Genomic DNA, 21,107 nt, shown 5'->3' with positions numbered 1-21,107 from the left:
AAATATAAATAATAATTTTAATAATTATTTTAGTAAAACAATAACTAATTATTTTTTCCTATAATAAGCGGATAATGCTTTAGCATACCCGCAAATATTTTAATATAAACAAATATTTTTTATTTAGACCAATCAGTATGAAAAGATCCATGTTTATCATGACGTTTGTATTCATGAGCACCAAAATAATCTCTTTGGGCTTGAATAAGATTTGCTGGTAATGTTCTTGTACGATAACTATCATAATATGAAATAGCAGAGGAAAAAACTGGAACAGGAAAACCATTTTTAATAGAAAAAGAAACTATTTTTCTTAAAGAATACTGATATTTATTAGCAATATTTTGAAAATAAGGAGTTAATAAAAGATTAACAACTTTTATATTATTTGAATAAGCATCAGCTATTTTTTTTAAAAATTTAGCTCTTATGATACAACCTGATCTAAATATTTTAGAAATATCTCCACATTTTAGATTCCATTTATAATAATTAGATGCTGATTGTAATTGTAGAAAACCTTGGGCATAACATATTATTTTGCTTAAATATAAAGCTCTACGTATATTTTCTATAAATTTTTTTTTGTCTTCTATATAATTTATTTTATTAGGACCATTTAGTATTTTTGAGGCTAAAATTCTATGATGTTTCATAGATGATATATATCTTGAAAAAACAGATTCGGTAATAAGAGACAACGGTATTGATAAATCTAAAGCACTTTTACTTGTCCAAGAACCAGTACCTTTGTTAGAAGCTTCATCTAATATAAGATCTATTAAATAAAGACCTTTTTTATTTTTTTTTCTAAAAATATCTATAGTGATTTGAATTAAATAACTATTTAATTCTCCATTATTCCAATTTTCAAATATATTAGATATATTTTTATTATTCATACCTAATATATTTTTTAATAAAAAATATGTTTCTGCTATTAATTGCATATCAGCATATTCAATACCATTATGAACCATTTTAACATAATGACCAGAACCATCAGGACCTATGTAATTTACACAAGGTTTATTTTTATATTTAGCAGATATTTTTTTTAATATAGGATAAATAATTTTATAAGAATTTTTATTACCTCCAGGCATTATTGAAGGACCATGTAATGCTCCATATTCTCCTCCTGAAATTCCAGCTCCTATAAAATTTATTTTTTTAGATTCTAGATTTTTGTATCTTCTAATAGTATCTTTATAAAATGCATTTCCACCGTCAATTAATATATCTCCTTCATTCAAATATGGTAAAATAGTATTAATAGTTTCATCAGTAGATTTCCCAGACTTTACCATTAATAATATTTTTCTAGGTATTTGTAATGAATTAATAAATTTTTTTATTGAATAATAAGGTTTTATATTAGGTGTTAAATGTTTGCAAATAAAATTGTCGGTTTTCTCTCTAGTTCTATTAAATATGGAAACTTTATAATTTTTTTTTGATATATTAATAGCTAAATTTTTACCCATGACAGCCATTCCTACAACACCAATATCTTGTTTTTGCATATGATAATCCTTTTTTAATGACATATATTGTTTTTTATTGTATTTATTCAACAAAAATAAATAATAAATTTTATATGTTTTATCAAAAAAATAAATTATTATTTATTTAATTTATTATTTCTTTTTTTTAAATTAGAAATTATTTCAAAAAAACTTATATTTTGGCTTTGTAATAAAACCAATATATGATATATCAAATCAGATACTTCGTTAATTAAATTTGAAGAATCTTTTAATACAGATGCAATAGCAACTTCTACACCTTCTTCACCTACTTTTTGGGCTATTTTATTAACACCTTTTTTATATAGTTGCGAAGTATAAGATTTATGATTAAAATTATTTTTTATTCTTGATATTTTTTTTTCTAATAAATATAAAAATGTTATTTTAGAGTATAAAGGATCAAAACAACTTCTTTTTTTTAAATGACAAGATGTATCATTAATAGGATTAGCTAAAATAAGCAAACAATCTTTGTCACAATCTAAAGAATATTCAATTAAATTTAAGAAATTACCTGATGTTTCACCTTTAGTCCATAACCTTTTTTTAACCCTAGAATAAAAAGTAACTAATTTAGTACTGATACTTTTTTGTAAAGCATCTTTGTTCATATATCCATGCATAAGTATTTCTCCTGAAAAATTATGCTGAATTATTGTAGGTAATAAATTATTTACTTTTTCCCAATCAACATGTTCTATGATTTTTTCTTTTAACATAACCTAACCTCTATTTTTTTGTTACTCAAATATTTTTTTAATGTTTTAATATTGATTAAACTTTTATGAAAAACAGACGCTGCTAATGCTCCATCTACATTAGATTGTTTAAAAACATCATAAAAATGATTCATTTTTCCTGCTCCACCTGAAGCTATTAAAGGAACATTGCATATTTTACGAATTTCATTCAAATGGTAAATATCGTAACCATTCTTCAAACCATCATTATTCATTACATTTAAAACAATTTCTCCTGCTCCTAACTTTTGTACTTTTTTTACCCAATCAATAGTTCTTATGTTAGTCATAAAACTTTTTTTTTCGTCACCAGTATATTTGTTTACAAAATAAGATTTATTTTTTTTATCATAAGATGTATCTATACCAATAACGATACATTGTACTCCAAAATGTTCTGACATTTTTGTAATTAAATAAGGGTTTTCTATAGCAGGAGAATTTATTGAAATTTTATCAGCTCCTAAAGATAATATCATTTTAGCTTCTTTTATACTTTTAATACCACCGGCAACACAAAAAGGTATGTTAATAGATTTAGCAATTTTAGATACCCAGCTTTTGTCTATTAATCTATTATCTGTAGTTGCTGTAATATCATAAAAAACTAATTCATCAGCTCCTTCATTAATATATCTATTAACTAAAGGCAAAATGTCGCCTATAATTTTATGACCACGGAAATTTACTCCTTTAACTACCAAACCATTTTTAACATCAAGACATGGTATTATTCTTTTTGCCAACATGAAATAGCCTCATTAATGTTAATTTTTTTTTCTAATAAAGCTTTACCTATAATGATTGATTTAACACCTGTATTTTTAATATTATCTATGTCTTTTAAAGAAGATACACCTCCTGATGCTTGAAAATTAATATTAGAAAAAATTTTCGACAATTCTTTGTATAAAATGATGTTTGGACCATTAAGTGTTCCATCTTTATTAATATCAGTACATAAAACATTATTTAAACCATAAGGAATATAATAGTTAATTACATCTTCTAAAATTTTATGAGTGTTTTTTCTCCATCCGTTTATATATATTTCTTTTTGTTTTTTTAAATTGATTATAATATCTAATGCTAATATTATTTTTTTGCCACCAAAATATTTTAAATATTTTTTTGTTTTATTTGGATCAGTTATAGATAATGAACTGATTACAATTTTCTTTGCTCCTATAGATAATAATTCATTTATATCTTTTTTATTTCTTATACCACCTCCTATTTGAAATGAAATATTTGTGTGCGATATTATATTTCTTAAGATATTAATGTTATATTTACTAGGTACTTTAGCTCTTAATAAATCTACTAAATGTATATATTTAACTCCTGATTCTTTATACTTTTCAAGTATTTTTTTAAAATCGTTATCATAAAATTTTTTTTTATTATAATCACCTTGATATAATCTTACTAATTTGTCATCAATTAAATCTAAAGCAGGGATAATCATTTAATCATATCTCCAAAAAATTTTGTATCAATTTAGATCCATTTTTTCCAGAACGTTCAGGATGGAATTGTACTCCAAATATATTTTTTTTATAAATTGCTGAACTAAATTTTACACCGTAGGTAGAATAAGCAATTGTATATTTATTTATTTTCATAGAATAACTATGTACAAAATAAAACCAAGAATTGTTAGGTATTCCTTGGAATAATATATTATCTTTATTATGTATTACTTTATTCCAACCAACGTGTGGTAAAGGTAATTTTTTACTTTTTAAAATAGATACAGGTATATCAAAAAGACCTAATGTATTTATATTACCTTCATCGCTTTTATTACCTAATAATTGCATACCTAAACATATTCCTAGTATAGGTTTTTTGTAATTTTTAATTAAATCAATAAGTTCACTTTTATATATTTGCTGCATAGCTATTTTAGCAGTTCCAACACCAGGTAATAATAATTTATCTGATTTAAATAAAATTTCTGGTACTCTAGTAATAATTGGATTGTAACCTAATCTAATTATAGACCATTTAACAGAAAACAAATTTGAACAACCAGTATCTAAAATTGCAATATTCATCAAATAATACCTTTTGAACTAGGAATAAGATTATTTGTAACCAAAATAGCTTTTTTTAATGTACGTCCAAAAGCTTTAAATAAACTTTCTGCTATATGATGATCATTATGTCCTTTAGTATTTAAATGTAATGTTATACCCATGGAATAAGATAAAGAATAAAAAAAATGTTCAATCATTTCAGTACTAATATCTCCTACTTTTTGATTTTTAAAATTAGCTTTAAAAAAAAATCCAGGTCTACCAGAAATATCTAGAACACAATTAGCTAATGCTTCATCCATAGGTAAAGTATAACCATATCTATTAATTCCTACTTTGTTACCTAATGAATTTAAAATAGCTTTTCCTAATACTATACCAGTATCTTCGATTGTGTGATGGTCATCAATATTTACATCTCCATGTACTAATATGTTCATTTTGATACCAGCATGTATTGCTATTTGATGTAACATATGATCAAAAAATTTTAATTTGGTATTAATATTGCTATGACCAGCACGGTCCAACCATACTTTTATTTTTATTTTAGTTTCATTAGATTCACGTTTTGACTTTCCATATCTGTCTAACTTTGTCAAAAATTTTTCTATATTTTTCCAATTATTTTTTTTTCTGTCATATAAGATACTTTTAATACCAATATTTTTAGCAAAACATTTGTCTGTATCTCTATCACCTATTACATAACTTTTTTTTAAATTAATACCACTTTTTTTTATAAAATTATCTACCAATTTAGTTTTTGGCTTTCGACAAAAACAATTGTCTGATATTTTATGAGGACAAATAAAAACTTTATCAAAAAATATTTTTTGTGATTTAAATAAATTTATTAAAAAATTATGAGGTTTTAAAAATTTTTCCATAGGAAAATTGTTACTTCCTAACCCATCTTGGTTTGTAACCATAACAAATCTAAAATTATGTCGAATTAAATTAGTTAAACTATAAATAACATAAGGTTCTAATATTAATTTATTTATATGATCAACTTGAAAATTTTTTTTAGGTTCTTCTATTAAAGTACCATCTCTATCAATAAACAAAAATTTATTGTTCATATTAATCCCTAAAAATATTTTTTTTAATAAATAAATTCAATTTTTTTATTAGAATACAACATTCTTTGTAAGTTCCTATAGTAATACGAATACAATTTTTCAAATTTAATTTATCACTTTGATCTCTTAAAATTATTCCTTGAGAACACAAATATTCAAATATTTTTTTAGAATAATAAAATTTTACTAAAATATAATTAGTTGAACTATCAAATATTTTTTTAACATAAGACATTTTTTTTAGATTTTGAATTAAAAATTTTCTATTTTTTTTTATTTTTTTAACTCTTTTTTTTAATAATAAAATGTTTTCAGAATTTAATGATTTTTCTGCTATTTTAATTACTGGTGTAGGTATAGGATAAGGAGCAATAATTTTTTTTAATATAGATATAATTTCTATGTTAGATATAGCAAAACCACATCTTAATCCTGCTAAAGCAAAAGCTTTAGATAATGTTCTTAAAATAATTAAATTTTTATATTTATTAATTAATGATAATACACTAGACTCTAAACAAAAATCTATATAAGCTTCGTCTATAATAATCAATGATTTTTTACTAAAAATTTCAACTAATTTAATAATATCTTTTACGTTTATAATATTTCCTGTAGGATTATTAGGACTACATATATATATTAATTTTACATTTTTATTAATTTTTTTTATATCATCTATATTTAATTGCCAATTAGATAACTTTGGTACAGAAATATATTTAATTCCCATAATTTCAGCGCTTATTTTATACATATCATAAGTAGGTGGAAAATATAAAATATAATCTTTTTCAGGATTGCAAAAAGCTTTTATAATAATTTCTATAGATTCATCAGAACCTCTAGTAACAATAACATTATCTTTTTTGACAGAAGCATATGAGGCATATAAATTTATTATAGATTTTGGTTGAGGTTCAGGATATCTATTTAAATTAACATCATAACTAATCTTTGTGGATATAGGATATTCATTTGCATTTAAAAATACTTTCCCATTTCCACCTATATGACGAGCTGACTGATATGGGGTAAAATTTATAAGATTTTTTCTTATTAATTTTTTAATATTTGTATTCATTTTTTTCCTTTAAAAAATCGGTTCTTATTTTAACAGAATTTTTATGTGCATCCATATTTTCAAAATCTGACAAATATTTTACAGTCTTAGATAATTTTATTAATCCTTCAGGAGTTAATTCTTGAACAAATATTCTTTTTTGAAAATCATAAATACTTAGCCCAGAATATGATTTAGCATAACCATATGTAGGTAAAACGTGGTTAGTTCCAGAAGCATAATCACCAACGGATTCTGGAGACCATTCACCTAAAAAAATAGAACCAGCATTATTTATTTTCTCTAAAATTTTTCTTGGAAACTTAGAATGTATAATTAAATGTTCTGGAGCATATATATTAGATATATCAATCGATTCTTTAATATTTTTTGTTATTATTATATAACTTTTTTTTAATGATTTAAGTATAATTTTTTTTTTAGATAAATTATTTATTTGTATATTCAAGTTATTACACACTTCATTAGCTAAATTAATATCATTAACTAATAAAATAGATTGAGAATCTAAACCATGTTCTAATTGTGACAAAAAGTCAGCAGCTATAAAATCAGGCTTACAAACATTTTCTGATATAATCATTAATTCTGAAGGTCCTGCTGGAAAATCTATAGATGTTTCACCATTACATTCTTGAATTAATTGCATTTTTGCTTCTGTGACATATGCATTACCAGGTCCAAAAATTTTATTGACTTGTGGTATAGTTTCTGTTCCATATGCTAAAGCTGCTATAGCTTGAGCTCCTCCAACTGAAAATATTTTTTTTATACCACATAAATTAGCTGTATATAATAATTCATGACTTATTGGAGGTGGAGAACACATAATTATGTTTTTGCAACCAGCTATTTTTGCAGGTATACTTAACATCAAGATTGTAGATACTAAAGGTGAAGTTCCACCTGGTATATACAAACCAACAGAATCTATAGGACGAAATATTTGTTGACAATTTATGCCTGATTGTATTTTAACATTTAAAACATCATTTATTTGTTTTTCATGAAAATTATTAATGTTTTTAAAAGATATGTTAATATGTTTTTTAAATTTTTTATTTATTTTTTTATGAGAATTTAATATATTTTTTTTAGATACATTAAAACTTTTTAATTTAAGTTTATCAAATAATAATGTATATTTGGATAAAGATTTATCTCCATATTTTTTTATTTCTTTTATAATTTTTTTTACTTTTTTTTTAATATTTTTATTAGAAAAAATTATTGGTCTTTTTAATATTTCATTTCTTTTTGTAACACTACAATTTTCCCAAAAAATTATATTGTTAAATATATTCATATATTACTCCATCATTTTTTCTATTGGTAAAACTAATATAGAACTAGCACCTAACAACTTTAGTTTTTCCATAGTTTCCCAAAAAAGATTTTCTCTACTAACCATATGCATAGCTACTTTGGTATTATCTCCTACCAATTTTAAAACAGTTGGTTTTTCAGCACCTTTTAGCAATAAAACAACTTGTTCTAATTTATTTTTTGGAACATGCAACATAATATACTTAGATTCTCTTGCTTTTATTACTCCTTGTATTCTAGTTAATAATTTATCAACTACATTTTGTTTTACATAATCAATTTTGTTATTACTTATCAAACATGCTTTAAATTTATAAATAATTTTAACTTCTTTCAAACCATTTGCTTCTAATGTAGCTCCAGTAGATACCAAATCACATATAGAATCGGCTAAACCTGCTTTAGGTGCAACTTCAACAGATCCAGTAAGAACAAAAGATTTAAAAGAAATTTTTTTACTATCTAAATATTTTTTTAATAAATTAGGATAAGAAGTTGCTATTCTCATATTATTTAAACTCAATAATCCATTATATGTATTATTTACTGGAATAGCGATAGATAAACGACAAATACCAAAATCTAATTTTTTCAATATTTTATATTTATTTTTTTTGTAATTTATCTTGTCATAAATTAATTTTTCTTTAATTACATTTTCTCCAACAATACCTAAATCTACAACACCATCTATAACTAATCCTGGTATATCATCATCTCTTACACACATGACATCTATTGGCATATTTTCAGCAAAAGCTATTAATTTATTTTTTGTAAGATTTATTTTAATACCACAAGAATTTAATATTTTTTTTGAATCATAACTTAATCTACCAGATTTTTGCATAGCTATTCTTAATCTATTTTGATTTAGCATTCTTTACCCTTTTATATTTCATTTAAAAATATTATTTAACAATTAAAATATTTAAAAAAAAATATTTTTTTAACAAATTTATATTAAAAAAAAATACATTAAACAAATTTTTTATAAAAAAAATTAATTAAAAAAATCATTTTTTATTTTGCTTTTTTTTAAATATAATTAATTTTTATTTAAATATATAATGAAAAAACATTTATATAATAATTATTTTTTATATTTATATATTAAAATCTATCAAAACTAATAATGCCGCATTATAGCCAAAAATTTTAGGAGATCTATGAAAAGCTATGACATCTGGATGTTGAGATAACCAAAACGGTATACTATTTTTTAATATATTTTTTCCATGACCATGCATAATATTTGCACAAAAAATTTTTTCTTTTTGACAAATACGAAATAAATAACCTAATTCTCTTCTAGCTTCTTTTTGAGTCAATCCATGCAAATCTAAAAAAATACCTGGTTTATATATTCCTTTTTTCAATTTGTATATTTTTTTTTTATCACAATCTTCACGAAAATAACAAATAGGGTCAAATTGATATAATATATTACTTTTATTTTTAGAAAAATAAAAATTATTTAATTCTTGCTCATAATTTTCTTTTTTTATATTTTTTTTTTTTCTTTTATGAAAATGAAAAATAGTATCTTGAACAATTTTTTTAGTTTTTCTTTGAGTAGTAATAAACAAATTATAATTTTGCTTAATATTTATATTTTTTTTTTTCATGTTATTTCTCTAAAATTGATGTTATATATTTGTTTTAATATTTAACATATATAATAATTAATAATCTTTATGAATATATTATAAAATTATAAATTATAAATACATATATTTTATTATAAAAATATAAAAAATTTTTAACATAATTTGATGAGGTAAAAAATGGCTGGAAATACATTAGGAAAAATATTTACTGTTACCACTTTTGGAGAATCACATGGAAAATATATAGGATGCACAATAGATGGCATGCCTCCAGGATTTCCAATAAAAAAAGAATATATACAACATGAATTAAACAAAAGAAAACCAGGAAAATCACGATATACAACACAACGAAGAGAACCAGATAAAATAAAAATATTATCCGGTATATTCAAAGGATTAACGACAGGTACAAGTATATCTTTAATGGTTAAAAATATAGAATATAGAAGTAAAGATTATGAAAAAATAAAAAATATTTTCAGACCAGGTCATGCTGATTATACTTATTATTACAAATATGGTATCAGAGATTACAGAGGAGGAGGAAGATCTTCAGCTAGAGAAACTGTAGCAAGAGTAGCTGCAGGAGCTTTAGCTAAAAAATATTTATATGATATTTACGGAATAACCATAAAAGGTTATTTAGCACAAATGGGAAATATAAAATGTGATTTTGAATCATGGAAAGAAGTAAAAAAAAATGATTTTTTTTGCCCTAATAAAAAAGATGTAAAAAAATTAATAAATTTAATTAAAAAACTAAAAAAAGAAGGAGATTCTATTGGAGCAAGAATAAATACTATTGCATATAATGTACCAATTGGTTTAGGAGAACCAGTGTTTGATAAACTAGATGCTGATTTATCTCATGCTTTAATGAGTATTAATGCAGTTAAAGGAGTAGAAATAGGTGACGGGTTTAAAGTAATAAATAAAAAAGGAAGTTATAATAAAGATGAAATAGATAAATCAGGTTTTATGAGCAATCACTCCGGAGGTATTTTAGGAGGAATAAGTAACGGAGACAAAATATTAACAAGTATAGCTTTAAAACCTACTTCTAGTATATCCATACCTGGAAAAACTATTAATACTAAAAATGAAGAAGTTATTGTTTCTACAAAAGGAAGACATGATCCTTGTGTTGGTATTAGAGCAGTTCCCATAGCAGAATCTATGATAGCAATAGTAATAATGGATCATATTTTAAGAAACAAAGCTCAATGTTCAAAATAAAGATAATTATTTATAAATTAAAATCTATAATTAAATATGTATATCAATTTATCAAAAAAAAAATTAATTAAAATATTTTTTTGAATAATATACAAATAATTTTTATTTGCAATAGAGGATAAAATGTTTAAAGGAAGTATAGTTGCTTTAATAACACCAATGGATGAAAAAGGAAATATTTGTAAAAAAAGTTTAAAAAAAATAATTAATTATCATATTAAAAATGGAACATCAGCTATTGTTTCTGTAGGAACTACCGGGGAATCATCTACTTTAAGTCAAAAAGAACATATTAAAGTAATTATGTTAACTTTAGAAATTTCAGATAACAAAATATCGGTTATAGCTGGAACTGGATCTAATGCAACTTATGAATGTATATTATTAACTAAAAAACTTGAAAATTCTGGTATTTCTGCATGTTTAAGTGTAGTACCATATTACAACAAACCTACACAAAAAGGTTTATATAAACATTTTAAATTAATTGCAGAAAACACTTGTTTACCTCAAATATTATATAATGTACCTACAAGAACAGGTTGTGATTTAAGTGAAGAAACAATAATAAAATTATCTCATGTTAAAAATATTATAGGGATAAAAGATGCTACAGGAGATTTATCAAGAATAAACAAAATAAAACCTTTTGTAAAAAAAAATTTTTTATTAATTAGTGGTGACGACTCTACTGCATTAGATTTTATTCAATTAGGAGGACAAGGAGTTATATCAGTTACTGCAAATATAGCTGCTTATGAAATGTCTAAAATGTGTAAATTAGCCTTATGTAATAAATTTGTTGAAGCTAGAAAAATTAATAAAAGATTAATTAATTTGCATAAATATTTATTTATAGAATCAAATCCTATACCAATAAAATGGGCAGCTAAAAAATTAAAATTAATTAAAAAAAATATTTTAAGATTACCGATGACATCTTTATCAAAAAAAAATTTTTCGTTAATTGATAAAGCAATATCAAAAGCTCGTTTGAATAAAAATTTCTACTAGAAACAACATTAAAAAATATATTTTTAAAATAATGGTAACAGAGTATCTAAACGATACTCTGAAATTAATAATATAAATATTAATTTATTAAAATATAATTAGTTTTTTAAAAATAAAAATTATTTTTAATAGCAAATCTTTTTTATAATTTCATAATATAAAATACATAATTTTTTTAAATCTTTAATTTTTACGCATTCATTAATTTTATGTATATTTTTATTAATTAATCCTAATTCTATTACTTCAGAACTCATCAAATTAGAAACGAATCTACCATCAGAAGTACCACCATTAGTTGATATTCTAGGATAAATATTTTGACATTTTTTAATAACGTTACTAACTATTTTTGTTAAATTATTTTTTTTAGTTAAAAAAGGTTCACTAGATAAATAAATTTTCAATTCATAATTTAATTTAAAATAATCTAAAAATTTTATAATTATTTTTTTTATTTTTTTTTTACTTAAATTTTTACTAAATCTTATATTAAATTTTATTTTGCAGTAATTTGGTATTATATTAAAAACATCATTATCAGAATTTACGTTAGATATTTGTAATTCAGTGTTAGTAAATAATGTATTATTTTTTTCCCACACATGAGAAATCAACTTATGAAGAAAAGGAATAGATAAATGTATAGGATTTTTAGCTAAATTAGGATAAGCTATATGTCCTTGTACTCCTTTTATTTTTAAAATTATGTTCAATGAACCTCTTCGTCCATTTTTTATTGTATCTCCTATAATAAATTCACTAGAAGGTTCTCCAACTATACAATAATCTATTTTTTCTTTTTTAGATAACAAATATTTTATTATTTTAATGGTTCCATCTTTACCTGTTCCTTCTTCGTCTGAAGTTATTATAAAAGAAAAAAAATTATTATGATTTGGATATTTACTTACAAATTTTTTTGCTGCTACTAACATGCATGCAATAGAACCTTTCATGTCAACTGATCCTCTACCATAAATTTTTTTTTTTTTAATAGTAGGAATGAATGGATCTGTTAACCATTTCTTAATATCACCAGGATCTACTACATCTGTATGTCCTAAAAAAGATAAATGTTTTTTTTTTTATTATTTCCATGAAAAGCATACAAATTATTTGTTTTGTTAAAATTTATCTTTTTTACAACAAAACCTATAGAAGATAAATATCTGTTAATAATTTTTTGGCAACCCATATCATTTGGGGTTACAGATGGTATAGAAATCAATTTTTTAGATAGTTCTATTATTTCATCAATCATATTTTTCTCTTTGTTATAAAATTAAAAATTTTTAATTTAAAAAAATTTAATTATTATTTTTTTACAAAAAAATAATAATTTTTTTATAAAAAATTATTTTAATATATCTAAAGATTTTTTAACTATATTTTTTACAGTAAAACCAAATTTTTTAAATAAAATATTTGCTGGAGCTGAATCACCAAAAGTATCAATACCAATTACATATCCTTCAAGACCAACATATTTATACCAAAAATTAGATATTCCTGCTTCTACAGCTATTCTTTTTTTTACTGATTTAGGCAGAACATATTCTTTATATTCATAATCTTGTTTATCAAATATATCTGTAGATGGCATAGATACTACTCGTACTTGATAACCTAAATTGTTAAGTTTTATAGAAGATAATAATGTAACATGTAACTCAGAACCTGTGGATATTAATATAATATCTGGTTTAGATAAACAATCTTTAATTACGTAACCACCTCTATAAATTTCCATAATTTGTCTATCATTTCTGTTAATTGGTTCTAAATCTTGTCTTGATAAGACTATTGCTGTAGGTAACTTATTATTAATAGCTGTTTTCCAAGCTATTGCTGTTTCTATTTGGTCGGAAGGACGCCAAATATTTAATTTAGGAGTTAATCTTAAAGATGATAATTGTTCTATCGGTTGATGAGTAGGACCATCTTCTCCCAATCCTATAGAATCATGAGTATATACGAATATTTGATGTGTTTTCATTAAAGATGACATACGAACAGCATTTTTTGCATATTCTACAAACATTAAAAATGTAGAACTGTATGGTATGAATCCACCATGTTGAGAAATTCCGTTAGAAATAGCTGTCATACCAAATTCTCTAACACCATAATGTATATAGTTTCCTGAAAAATTTTTTGTAATAGGAATAGATCCAGACCATGTAGTTAAATTACTAGGAGATAAATCAGCAGAACCTCCTATTAATTCAGGAAAAACATTGCCTAATATTTCGATTATATTTTGAGACGATTTTCTGGTAGATATTTTTTTTAAATTATTAGCAGACTCATAAATATATTTATTTATTGGTTTTTCCCAATTTTTAGGAAGTTCATGATTTATACGACGTTGGTATTCTTTTGCTAAATCAGGATATTTTTGTTGATATTTATCAAACAACTTTTTCCATTTTTTTTCTAGCAAATAACCTTTTTTTTTAGCATCCCACAATTTATATATTTTTTTTGGAATAAAAAAACTAGGGTATTTCCATTTTAACTTTTTACGAGTTAGCATTATTTCTTTATCTCCTAATGGAGAACCATGTACTTCTGAACTATTTGATTTATTAGGAGATCCAAAACCAATAATTGTTTTAAAAATAATAAGACAAGGTTTACTTGATTTTTTTGCTTTGTTTATTGACATTATTATATTTTTATAATCATGACCATTTACATTTTTAATTACATTCCAATTGTAACTTTCAAATCTTTTAATAGTATCATCAGTGAACCACTGATTTACATTACCATCAATAGAAATGTTATTACTATCATATAAAACTATTAGTTTCTTTAATTTCAAAGTACCAGCAAGAGAACATACTTCATGCGAAATACCCTCCATCAAACAACCATCTCCTACAAAAACCCAGGTATAATGATCGATTATTTTATATATCCCCCTATTAAAATAATTGCTTAAAATTTTTTCTGCAATTGCCATCCCAACTCCAATTCCTAATCCTTGTCCTAAAGGACCTGTTGTAGTTTCTATCCCTAAAGATAAATTATATTCAGGATGACCAGGAGTATGAGAATTAATTTGTCTAAAATTCATTAAATCTTTCATAGATATATTATATCCAGAAAGGTGTAAAATACTATATAATAACATCGACCCATGACCATTAGATAATATAAATCTATCACGGTTATCCCAATAGGGATTTCTAGGATTATGTTTTAAAAAATCACGCCACAGTACTTCTGCAATGTCTGCCATACCCATTGGAGCTCCTGGATGACCAGAATTTGCTTTTTGTATAGCATCAATACTTAAAATACGTATAGCGTTAGCTAACTTTTTACGTGATATCATTGTTTTATTAATCCTCAAAAAAAATAAACATTTTTATATAAATAATATTTTAGTTAAAATTGGATATTAAAAACTTTTCTAGTTTAATTTGATCCATAGAAAATTGCCTTATTCCTTCTGAAAGTTTTTCTACAGCCATAGCGTCTTCATTATGTTCATATCTAAACATGGATTCTGAAATAAATGATGGTTTTTTATGATTTTTATTTTTATATTTATTTTTAAGTTTTTTTATTACTTCAAAATTTTTGTTTTTTAATTCTTCGAATAAAACAGGAGAAATTGTTAGTTTATCACATCCAGCTAAAGATAATATTTGGTTTACATTTCTAAAACTAGCTCCCATTATAATCGTTTTGTAATTGTGTTTTTTATAAAAATTGTATATCTTTTTTATAAATAGAACTCCTGGATCTGAATAACTAATATCTTTTTTTATTAATTTTTTATACAAATACCAATCATAAACACGTCCAACAAAAGGTGAAATTAAAAAAACTTTAGATTGTGCACATGCTTTAGCTTGAGCAAAAGAAAATAATAAAGTCAAATTACACTTTATTTTTTCTTCTCTTAATATTTTAGCTGCTTGTATTCCTTCCCATGTTGCAGCTAATTTTATTAACACTCTAGATCTAGAAATATTGCTATCTTCATATAAACTAATTATATTTCTAGCTCTTTTAACAGACATATCAGTATTGAAAGATAATCTAGCGTCAATTTCTGTGGATACTTTTCCTTTTATAATTTTTAATATTTCCAAACCAACATTTACTATAAGTTTATCACTTGCATTGATAATTTTATCTTCATAACTCATATTTTTATTTATCACGTGTTTAATAGCATTATTTATTATTCTTTTATAAAAAGGTGAGTTTAAAGAATTTAATATCAGAGAAGGATTAGTAGTAGCATCTTGTGGACAATATTTTTTAATCAATTCAATATCACCTGTATCTATAACTACATCAGTCATTTTTTTTAACATATTTAATTGATTCATTTGAAAACCTCTAAATATTTTTTTATATAAAATATATTATATTTAAATTAATTAAAATTATTTATATCACATAATAATCTAATAATATTTATTTATAAATATTTAAAGTATTTTTTTTAGCAAAATTATATAATACAAACAAATATATGTAAAATTTATTGCATGAATTACACAAAAATAAAATATAAATTTTATTTAACATTAATTTGTTTACTCTTAAAAAAGAAATACAAATTTTTAAAATATATTAAATAAATATTTTCATATAAAAATATTTATATATTATTTATTCTAAAACAAAACGTTTTATATAAAAAATATATTAAATTTATAAATTAAGAAATATATTTTTTTATTATTAAAGCAACATTGGAACCTCCAAAACCTAAACTATTAGAAAGAATAGTATTAATTTTTTTTTTTTTTATTTTAGTAACAATGTTCATTTTTTTTGCAAACAGATCTATGTTTTTTATATTAATACTAGGAGATATAAAATTATTATTTAACATTAATATACTATAAATAAGTTCATGAACACCAGATACCCCTAAAGAATGACCTGTAATAGATTTAGTTGAAGAAATATAAGGTATCTTTTTTTTAAATACTTTTTTTATAGCTTTTAATTCTACTATGTCACCTAGTTTAGTAGAAGCAGCGTGAGTGTTTATGTAATCAATGGGGATTTTGACTTTTTTTATAGCATTTTTTATACATCTTGCAATTCCTTTGAAAGAAGGGATTACCATATGATAACCATCTGAATTAGATGAGTAGCTAACTAGTTCAGCATATATTTTAGCTTTTCTTTCTATAGCATGATTTAGCTCTTCTAAAACTATAATTCCACTACCTCCTGAAATTACAAAACCATCTCTTTTAGTATCATAGCTACGAGAAGAAATATGAGGATAGTTATTATAATTTCTAGATAGAGAATTCATAGAATCAAATTGAGATGCTAATTCCCAACTTATTTCTTCACCTCCACCGGCAAATAAAATATCTTGTTTGTTATTTTTAATTTGCTCAAAACTATGACCAATGCAATTAGCAGATGTAGAACAAGCAGATGATATAGAATAACTAATTCCATAAATATTAAAAAAAGTAGATAAACAAGCAGATATGTTTGAAGACATTGCTTTAGTTAAAATATAAGGGCTTATTTTTTTTTTGTTTTTTTTATTAAAATTTTTTATTCCTTTGTAATAAAAGTGTGGAGATCCAGAAGATGAACTTACTATGATTCCAACTCTTTCATTTTTAGAATACATTGATTTATCTAAACCAGAATCTAATATGGCTTGTCTCATAGAAATATATGCATAAAATGCAGATTTACTCATAAATCTTTTTATTTTATTAGGAATTTTAATTTTATTGTCAATTTTAATATTGCCACAAACTTGACTTTTCATACCTTTTTTCATGAAAGAAGGATAAAAAACTATTCCTGAATTACTATTTATTAAAGATTTTAATACTTCTATTTTATTATTACCTATACTAGATAAAATACCTATTCCAGTAATTACTACTCTTCTCACTAAAACCTCTATTAAAACAATTTTTTTTTAAATAAATAACAATTTTTTATAATAAATGTTTTTTTTACATTAAGAATAATAATTTTTATTAAAATATCTAAATATATTATTTTTTACATGGAAACAATGTGTAATCAATAAGATTACATAAACAATTAACAATTATTGTATGTAATTCATTAACTCTAGATGTAGAATGTGAAGGAATACATATTTCTATATCTTTAACTCCTAATATTTTTTTTAATACTCTAGAGTTACAACTATTCAAAACAACTATATTAATGCCTAAATTTACAGATATCTCTATTGCTTTAATAATATCTCTATTATTTATTTTTGTAGATATAATAAACAAAACATCACCATGATTACCTAAAGCCTTAATTTGTTTAGCATAAATCTCTTCATGTAATCCTTCATTATTTATTGCACTCATTAAAATATTATCAGTATTAATAGATATGGATGGTAAACTAGGTCTATTATTTTCAAAACTATTCATCATTCTTGTAGTAAATTGTTGTGCTATTGCTGCTGATATGCCATTACCGCAAGTTATTATTTTATTACCTTTCAATAAAGAATTAACAAAAACATTATTTGCATTACAAATTTTTTTAGAAATATTTTTAAGAACTATTTTTTGTAATTTAATGTTTTTATAAAAAAACGATTTTATTTTTTCTTGCACTATGTAACCTTAATTTTTATAAATTTAATGTATATATTTTAAATAAAATCAATATTTTATAAAATATATTAAATATAATTAAAATAATATTTTAAAGTAAAATATATTATATTTTATTATTAAATAAATTATTCATTATATAATATATAAAATAATTGTATACAAAAAATAATTTAACATTAATTATAAAAAATATGAAAAAAAAATACGAAGAAATAATTTTATCAAAAACATTATATATAGTTTCAACACCAATTGGAAATTTAGAAGATATATCATATAGAGCTGTAAAAATATTAAAAAATGTAAACATAATTGCTGTAGAAAATATTAAACACACAAGTATATTATTAAAAAATTATAATATCAAAAATAAAATTATAAAAATATCAAAAGAAAAAAAAATATTCAAAAAATTAAAAACAGGTAATAGTGTAGCCATTGTATCTAATGCTGGTACACCTTTAATAAATGACCCAGGTTATTCATTAGTAAAATATTGCAAAAAAAACAATATCAAAATAATTCCTATACCAGGTGCATGTGCAGCTATAAGTGCATTAATATCTTCAGGAATAAAAACTAATAAATTTTGTTATGAAGGTTTTTTACCAAAATCAAAATCTAAAAAAAATAAAACACTTAAAAAATTAAAATATGAAACAAGAACAATAATTTTATATGAATCTCCAAAAAGAATTATAAAAACATTAGAAGATATTACAAAAAAAATAGGAAAAAAAAGACAATTAGTTATAGCTAGAGAAATTACAAAAAAATGGGAATCTATAATAGGATCAAGTAGTGAAAATATGTTAAAATTAATAAAGAAAAATAAATTATATCAAAAGGGTGAAATAGTTATTGTTATCGAAGGAAATAGAAATAAAAAAAATAAAAAATTAACAACTCAAATTATCGAAAGTATATCTGTTTTAAAAGATTTTGTTGGTAATAAAAAAGCTATTAAAATTATTTCTAAAATATTTAAAATACAAAAAAAAATACTCTATAAATATAATATAAAAAATGAAAAAAAATAAATATCATGTTATAATGATAAATATATAGTTGACCAGACAATCGCTTTTTAATGATAAAAAAGAGGAAAGTCCGGACTCCATAGAGCATAGTACCAGATAACTTCTGGGGAGTGTAAACTCACGAATAGTGCAACAGAAAAAAAACCGCCAATTTTATAATTTTATAATTTAGGTAAGGGTGAAAAGGAGCGGTAAAAGCGCACCGCACTTATTGGTAACAATAAAGTGGCAATGTAAACTCTACTAGGAGCAAAGCTAAGTAAAGGTTTTTTTTAATGTATAGCTCATACTAAAACCAGGGTAAGCTGCTTGAACTAATAAGTAATTATTAGTCTAGATAAATGATTGTCAAAAACAGAATCCGGCTTATAGGTCAACTATTATATTTTTTTAATAAATAATTAATATCCAGAAACATTTATTTCTTTAATTAATATTGAACCTGATATTATTTTTTTATTAGTATTAAAATCATTAGACATATCAAAAATATTATTGAATATATTAATTAAATTGTCAGATATTGTTATTTCGTGTACAGGAAACATTATTTTTCCATTTTTTACAAAAAAACCAGAAGCACCACGAGAATAATCTCCGTTAACTATATTAACACTCTCTCCTATAAGATCCGTTATTAATAAACCTTCATTCATTTTATACAACAAATTTTTAAAACTAATTTTTTTTGAACTTTTAACTAACCAATTACTTATACCACCAGAATGTCCAGTAGTAAATAAATTTAATTTGTTAGCTGAATAATTGTCTAATAACCAGGTACTTAAAACTCCTTTATTTATAATATTGATATTTTTAGTATAAACTCCTTCGTTATCAAAAGGGATAGATCCTAAGCCTTTATTTATATGTGGTTTTTCATATATACTTAACCATTTTGGAAAAATTTTTTTATTTAATTTATTAATTAAAAAAGTAGAATTAGAATAAACATTTTCCCCATATATTGCTTGTGATAAATGAGAAAATAAAGTATAAGATATATCTGAAGAAAAAATCACAGGATATTTCATAGTTTTAATTTTTCTAGGTGATAATTTAGATATAGCTTTTTTAGAACTTTTAATTCCAACATTTTTAGCTGATTCTAAATCTAATATGTTTCTACTTGATGAGTAATAGTAATCTGTTTGCATTCCAGATGAATCTTTTGCTATTACACTATTAGATAAAAAGTAATTAGTATTATTATAATAATTAAGCATACCTGAACTATTAGCAAAAAATTTAACTAAATTGTTAGCGCTAAAGTTTGCTCCTTCTGTATTTACAATTTTCTTATCATATTTTAAAGCATAATCTTCAGTCGATTTAGTTAAATTAACAGCATAATTTACATCAAAATACCATGGATAAAATATTTTCAATCTTTTTTTTTTAAAAGCTAAAAAAGATTTGTCAGGTAATTTATTATATTTATCTCTTGAAGTATATTTAGCAATATTTATTGCATAATTTATAGTATCTTTTATAGATTTGATATTTAAATCTGTTGACATTGCTGATCCTTTGCTGTTTTTTAAAAAAACAGTTACAAAAAAAGATAAATCATTGTTAAATTCTATATTTAATATTTTTTTAAATCTTGTGTTAACATTTATACCAATATTTTTTATAATAGTAATTTCTATATCATCTACTTTATTTTTAGAAAAAGTTAAACCTTGATGAATAGCTTGTTCTAAAAAATCATAATTATTATTTATTTTATTTGAAAAATTTATCATTTTTTTTATCTCAAAATTTTTAAATTATATTTGTTAGTAAAA

20 protein-coding genes and 1 other RNA gene are annotated in these 21,107 nt (G+C 22.6%); 4 read left to right on the top strand and 17 right to left on the bottom strand.

All coding sequences use genetic code 11. From position 1 onward, the window contains the following. Window positions 1–119: 119 nt before the first annotated feature. The 10 genes from gndA to smrB form a co-directional block, all read right to left on the bottom strand. A complete protein-coding gene (gndA, locus tag RJX39_RS00395; protein ID WP_343192675.1) occupies window positions 120–1,526 on the bottom strand; it encodes an NADP-dependent phosphogluconate dehydrogenase in 1,407 nt (468 codons plus the stop codon). Window positions 1,527–1,624: 98 nt separating this feature from the next. Then, the gene (hisIE, locus tag RJX39_RS00390; RefSeq protein ID WP_343192674.1) at window positions 1,625–2,251 is read right to left on the bottom strand and encodes a bifunctional phosphoribosyl-AMP cyclohydrolase/phosphoribosyl-ATP diphosphatase HisIE; all 627 of its coding nucleotides are present in this window, start codon (window positions 2,249–2,251) and stop codon (window positions 1,625–1,627) included. Beyond that, window positions 2,245–3,021, bottom strand: a complete 777-nt coding sequence (hisF, locus tag RJX39_RS00385) for an imidazole glycerol phosphate synthase subunit HisF (protein WP_343192673.1) — start codon at window positions 3,019–3,021, stop codon at window positions 2,245–2,247. The genes hisIE and hisF overlap by 7 nt, the downstream gene beginning before the upstream one ends. Beyond that, window positions 3,003–3,740, bottom strand: a complete 738-nt coding sequence (gene hisA / locus RJX39_RS00380) for a 1-(5-phosphoribosyl)-5-[(5-phosphoribosylamino)methylideneamino]imidazole-4-carboxamide isomerase (RefSeq protein ID WP_343192672.1) — start codon at window positions 3,738–3,740, stop codon at window positions 3,003–3,005. Before hisA ends, hisF begins: the two co-directional genes overlap by 19 nt. A 4-nt stretch (window positions 3,741–3,744) precedes the next feature. Further along, on the bottom strand, window positions 3,745–4,332 hold the full coding sequence (hisH, locus tag RJX39_RS00375; protein WP_343192671.1) for an imidazole glycerol phosphate synthase subunit HisH: 588 nt from the start codon (window positions 4,330–4,332) through the stop codon (window positions 3,745–3,747). Beyond that, complete coding sequence (hisB, locus tag RJX39_RS00370; RefSeq protein WP_343192670.1) at window positions 4,332–5,399, bottom strand: bifunctional histidinol-phosphatase/imidazoleglycerol-phosphate dehydratase HisB; 1,068 nt, start codon at window positions 5,397–5,399, stop codon at window positions 4,332–4,334. The genes hisH and hisB overlap by 1 nt, the downstream gene beginning before the upstream one ends. 1 nt (window position 5,400) lies before the next feature. Next, on the bottom strand, window positions 5,401–6,483 hold the full coding sequence (hisC, locus tag RJX39_RS00365; protein ID WP_343192669.1) for a histidinol-phosphate transaminase: 1,083 nt from the start codon (window positions 6,481–6,483) through the stop codon (window positions 5,401–5,403). Further along, window positions 6,467–7,789, bottom strand: a complete 1,323-nt coding sequence (gene hisD, locus RJX39_RS00360) for a histidinol dehydrogenase (RefSeq protein ID WP_343192668.1) — start codon at window positions 7,787–7,789, stop codon at window positions 6,467–6,469. The genes hisC and hisD overlap by 17 nt, the downstream gene beginning before the upstream one ends. Before the next feature lie 3 nt (window positions 7,790–7,792). Then, window positions 7,793–8,689, bottom strand: coding sequence for an ATP phosphoribosyltransferase (hisG, locus tag RJX39_RS00355; protein ID WP_343192667.1), 897 nt, complete (start codon window positions 8,687–8,689; stop codon window positions 7,793–7,795). Between the two features lie 226 nt (window positions 8,690–8,915). Continuing rightward, on the bottom strand, window positions 8,916–9,437 hold the full coding sequence (gene smrB, locus RJX39_RS00350; RefSeq protein WP_343192666.1) for an endonuclease SmrB: 522 nt from the start codon (window positions 9,435–9,437) through the stop codon (window positions 8,916–8,918). Between the two features lie 159 nt (window positions 9,438–9,596). Here smrB and aroC point away from each other — a divergent pair, with 159 nt between their 5' ends. Both aroC and dapA read left to right on the top strand, forming a co-directional pair. After that, a complete protein-coding gene (gene aroC / locus RJX39_RS00345) occupies window positions 9,597–10,658 on the top strand; it encodes a chorismate synthase (protein ID WP_343192665.1) in 1,062 nt (353 codons plus the stop codon). 123 nt (window positions 10,659–10,781) lie between these two features. Then, window positions 10,782–11,672 (top strand): 4-hydroxy-tetrahydrodipicolinate synthase, encoded by an 891-nt coding sequence (gene dapA / locus RJX39_RS00340; protein ID WP_343192664.1) that lies wholly within the window; start codon window positions 10,782–10,784, stop codon window positions 11,670–11,672. 125 nt (window positions 11,673–11,797) lie between these two features. On the opposite strand, the gene dapE is transcribed toward dapA, so the two are convergent. The 6 genes from dapE to RJX39_RS00310 all read right to left on the bottom strand — a co-directional run bounded on the left by dapE (window position 11,798) and on the right by RJX39_RS00310 (window position 18,274). Then, window positions 11,798–12,706 carry a succinyl-diaminopimelate desuccinylase gene (gene dapE / locus RJX39_RS00335; RefSeq protein ID WP_343192802.1) on the bottom strand — a complete coding sequence of 303 codons (909 nt, stop codon included), beginning with the start codon at window positions 12,704–12,706 and terminating at the stop codon, window positions 11,798–11,800. 29 nt (window positions 12,707–12,735) lie between these two features. Continuing rightward, a complete protein-coding gene (locus tag RJX39_RS00330; RefSeq protein ID WP_343192663.1) occupies window positions 12,736–12,936 on the bottom strand; it encodes a hypothetical protein in 201 nt (66 codons plus the stop codon). 93 nt (window positions 12,937–13,029) lie between these two features. Further along, the gene (gene tkt, locus RJX39_RS00325) at window positions 13,030–15,018 is read right to left on the bottom strand and encodes a transketolase (RefSeq protein ID WP_343192662.1); all 1,989 of its coding nucleotides are present in this window, start codon (window positions 15,016–15,018) and stop codon (window positions 13,030–13,032) included. A gap of 49 nt (window positions 15,019–15,067) precedes the next feature. Further along, complete coding sequence (tal, locus tag RJX39_RS00320; RefSeq protein ID WP_343192661.1) at window positions 15,068–16,027, bottom strand: transaldolase; 960 nt, start codon at window positions 16,025–16,027, stop codon at window positions 15,068–15,070. Between the two features lie 335 nt (window positions 16,028–16,362). After that, entirely contained in the window at window positions 16,363–17,580 is a 1,218-nt protein-coding gene (locus RJX39_RS00315) for a beta-ketoacyl synthase N-terminal-like domain-containing protein (protein ID WP_343192660.1), read from the bottom strand. A gap of 106 nt (window positions 17,581–17,686) precedes the next feature. Continuing rightward, entirely contained in the window at window positions 17,687–18,274 is a 588-nt protein-coding gene (locus RJX39_RS00310; RefSeq protein ID WP_343192659.1) for an SIS domain-containing protein, read from the bottom strand. A 194-nt stretch (window positions 18,275–18,468) separates the two neighbouring features. Here RJX39_RS00310 and rsmI point away from each other — a divergent pair, with 194 nt between their 5' ends. Both rsmI and rnpB read left to right on the top strand, forming a co-directional pair. Further along, window positions 18,469–19,317 (top strand): 16S rRNA (cytidine(1402)-2'-O)-methyltransferase, encoded by an 849-nt coding sequence (rsmI, locus tag RJX39_RS00305; protein ID WP_343192658.1) that lies wholly within the window; start codon window positions 18,469–18,471, stop codon window positions 19,315–19,317. Between the two features lie 24 nt (window positions 19,318–19,341). Next, window positions 19,342–19,702, top strand: an RNA gene (gene rnpB / locus RJX39_RS00300) — RNase P RNA component class A. Between the two features lie 16 nt (window positions 19,703–19,718). On the opposite strand, the gene pmbA is transcribed toward rnpB, so the two are convergent. After that, complete coding sequence (gene pmbA, locus RJX39_RS00295; RefSeq protein WP_343192657.1) at window positions 19,719–21,065, bottom strand: metalloprotease PmbA; 1,347 nt, start codon at window positions 21,063–21,065, stop codon at window positions 19,719–19,721. Window positions 21,066–21,107 lie beyond the last annotated feature (42 nt).

Source organism: Buchnera aphidicola (Taiwanaphis decaspermi) (genome assembly GCF_039405155.1).
Lineage (GTDB): Bacteria > Pseudomonadota > Gammaproteobacteria > Enterobacterales > Enterobacteriaceae > Buchnera_M > Buchnera_M aphidicola_B.
Note: the sequence above shows the minus strand (reverse complement) of the source record. Positions and strands in the feature narration are given on the sequence as shown.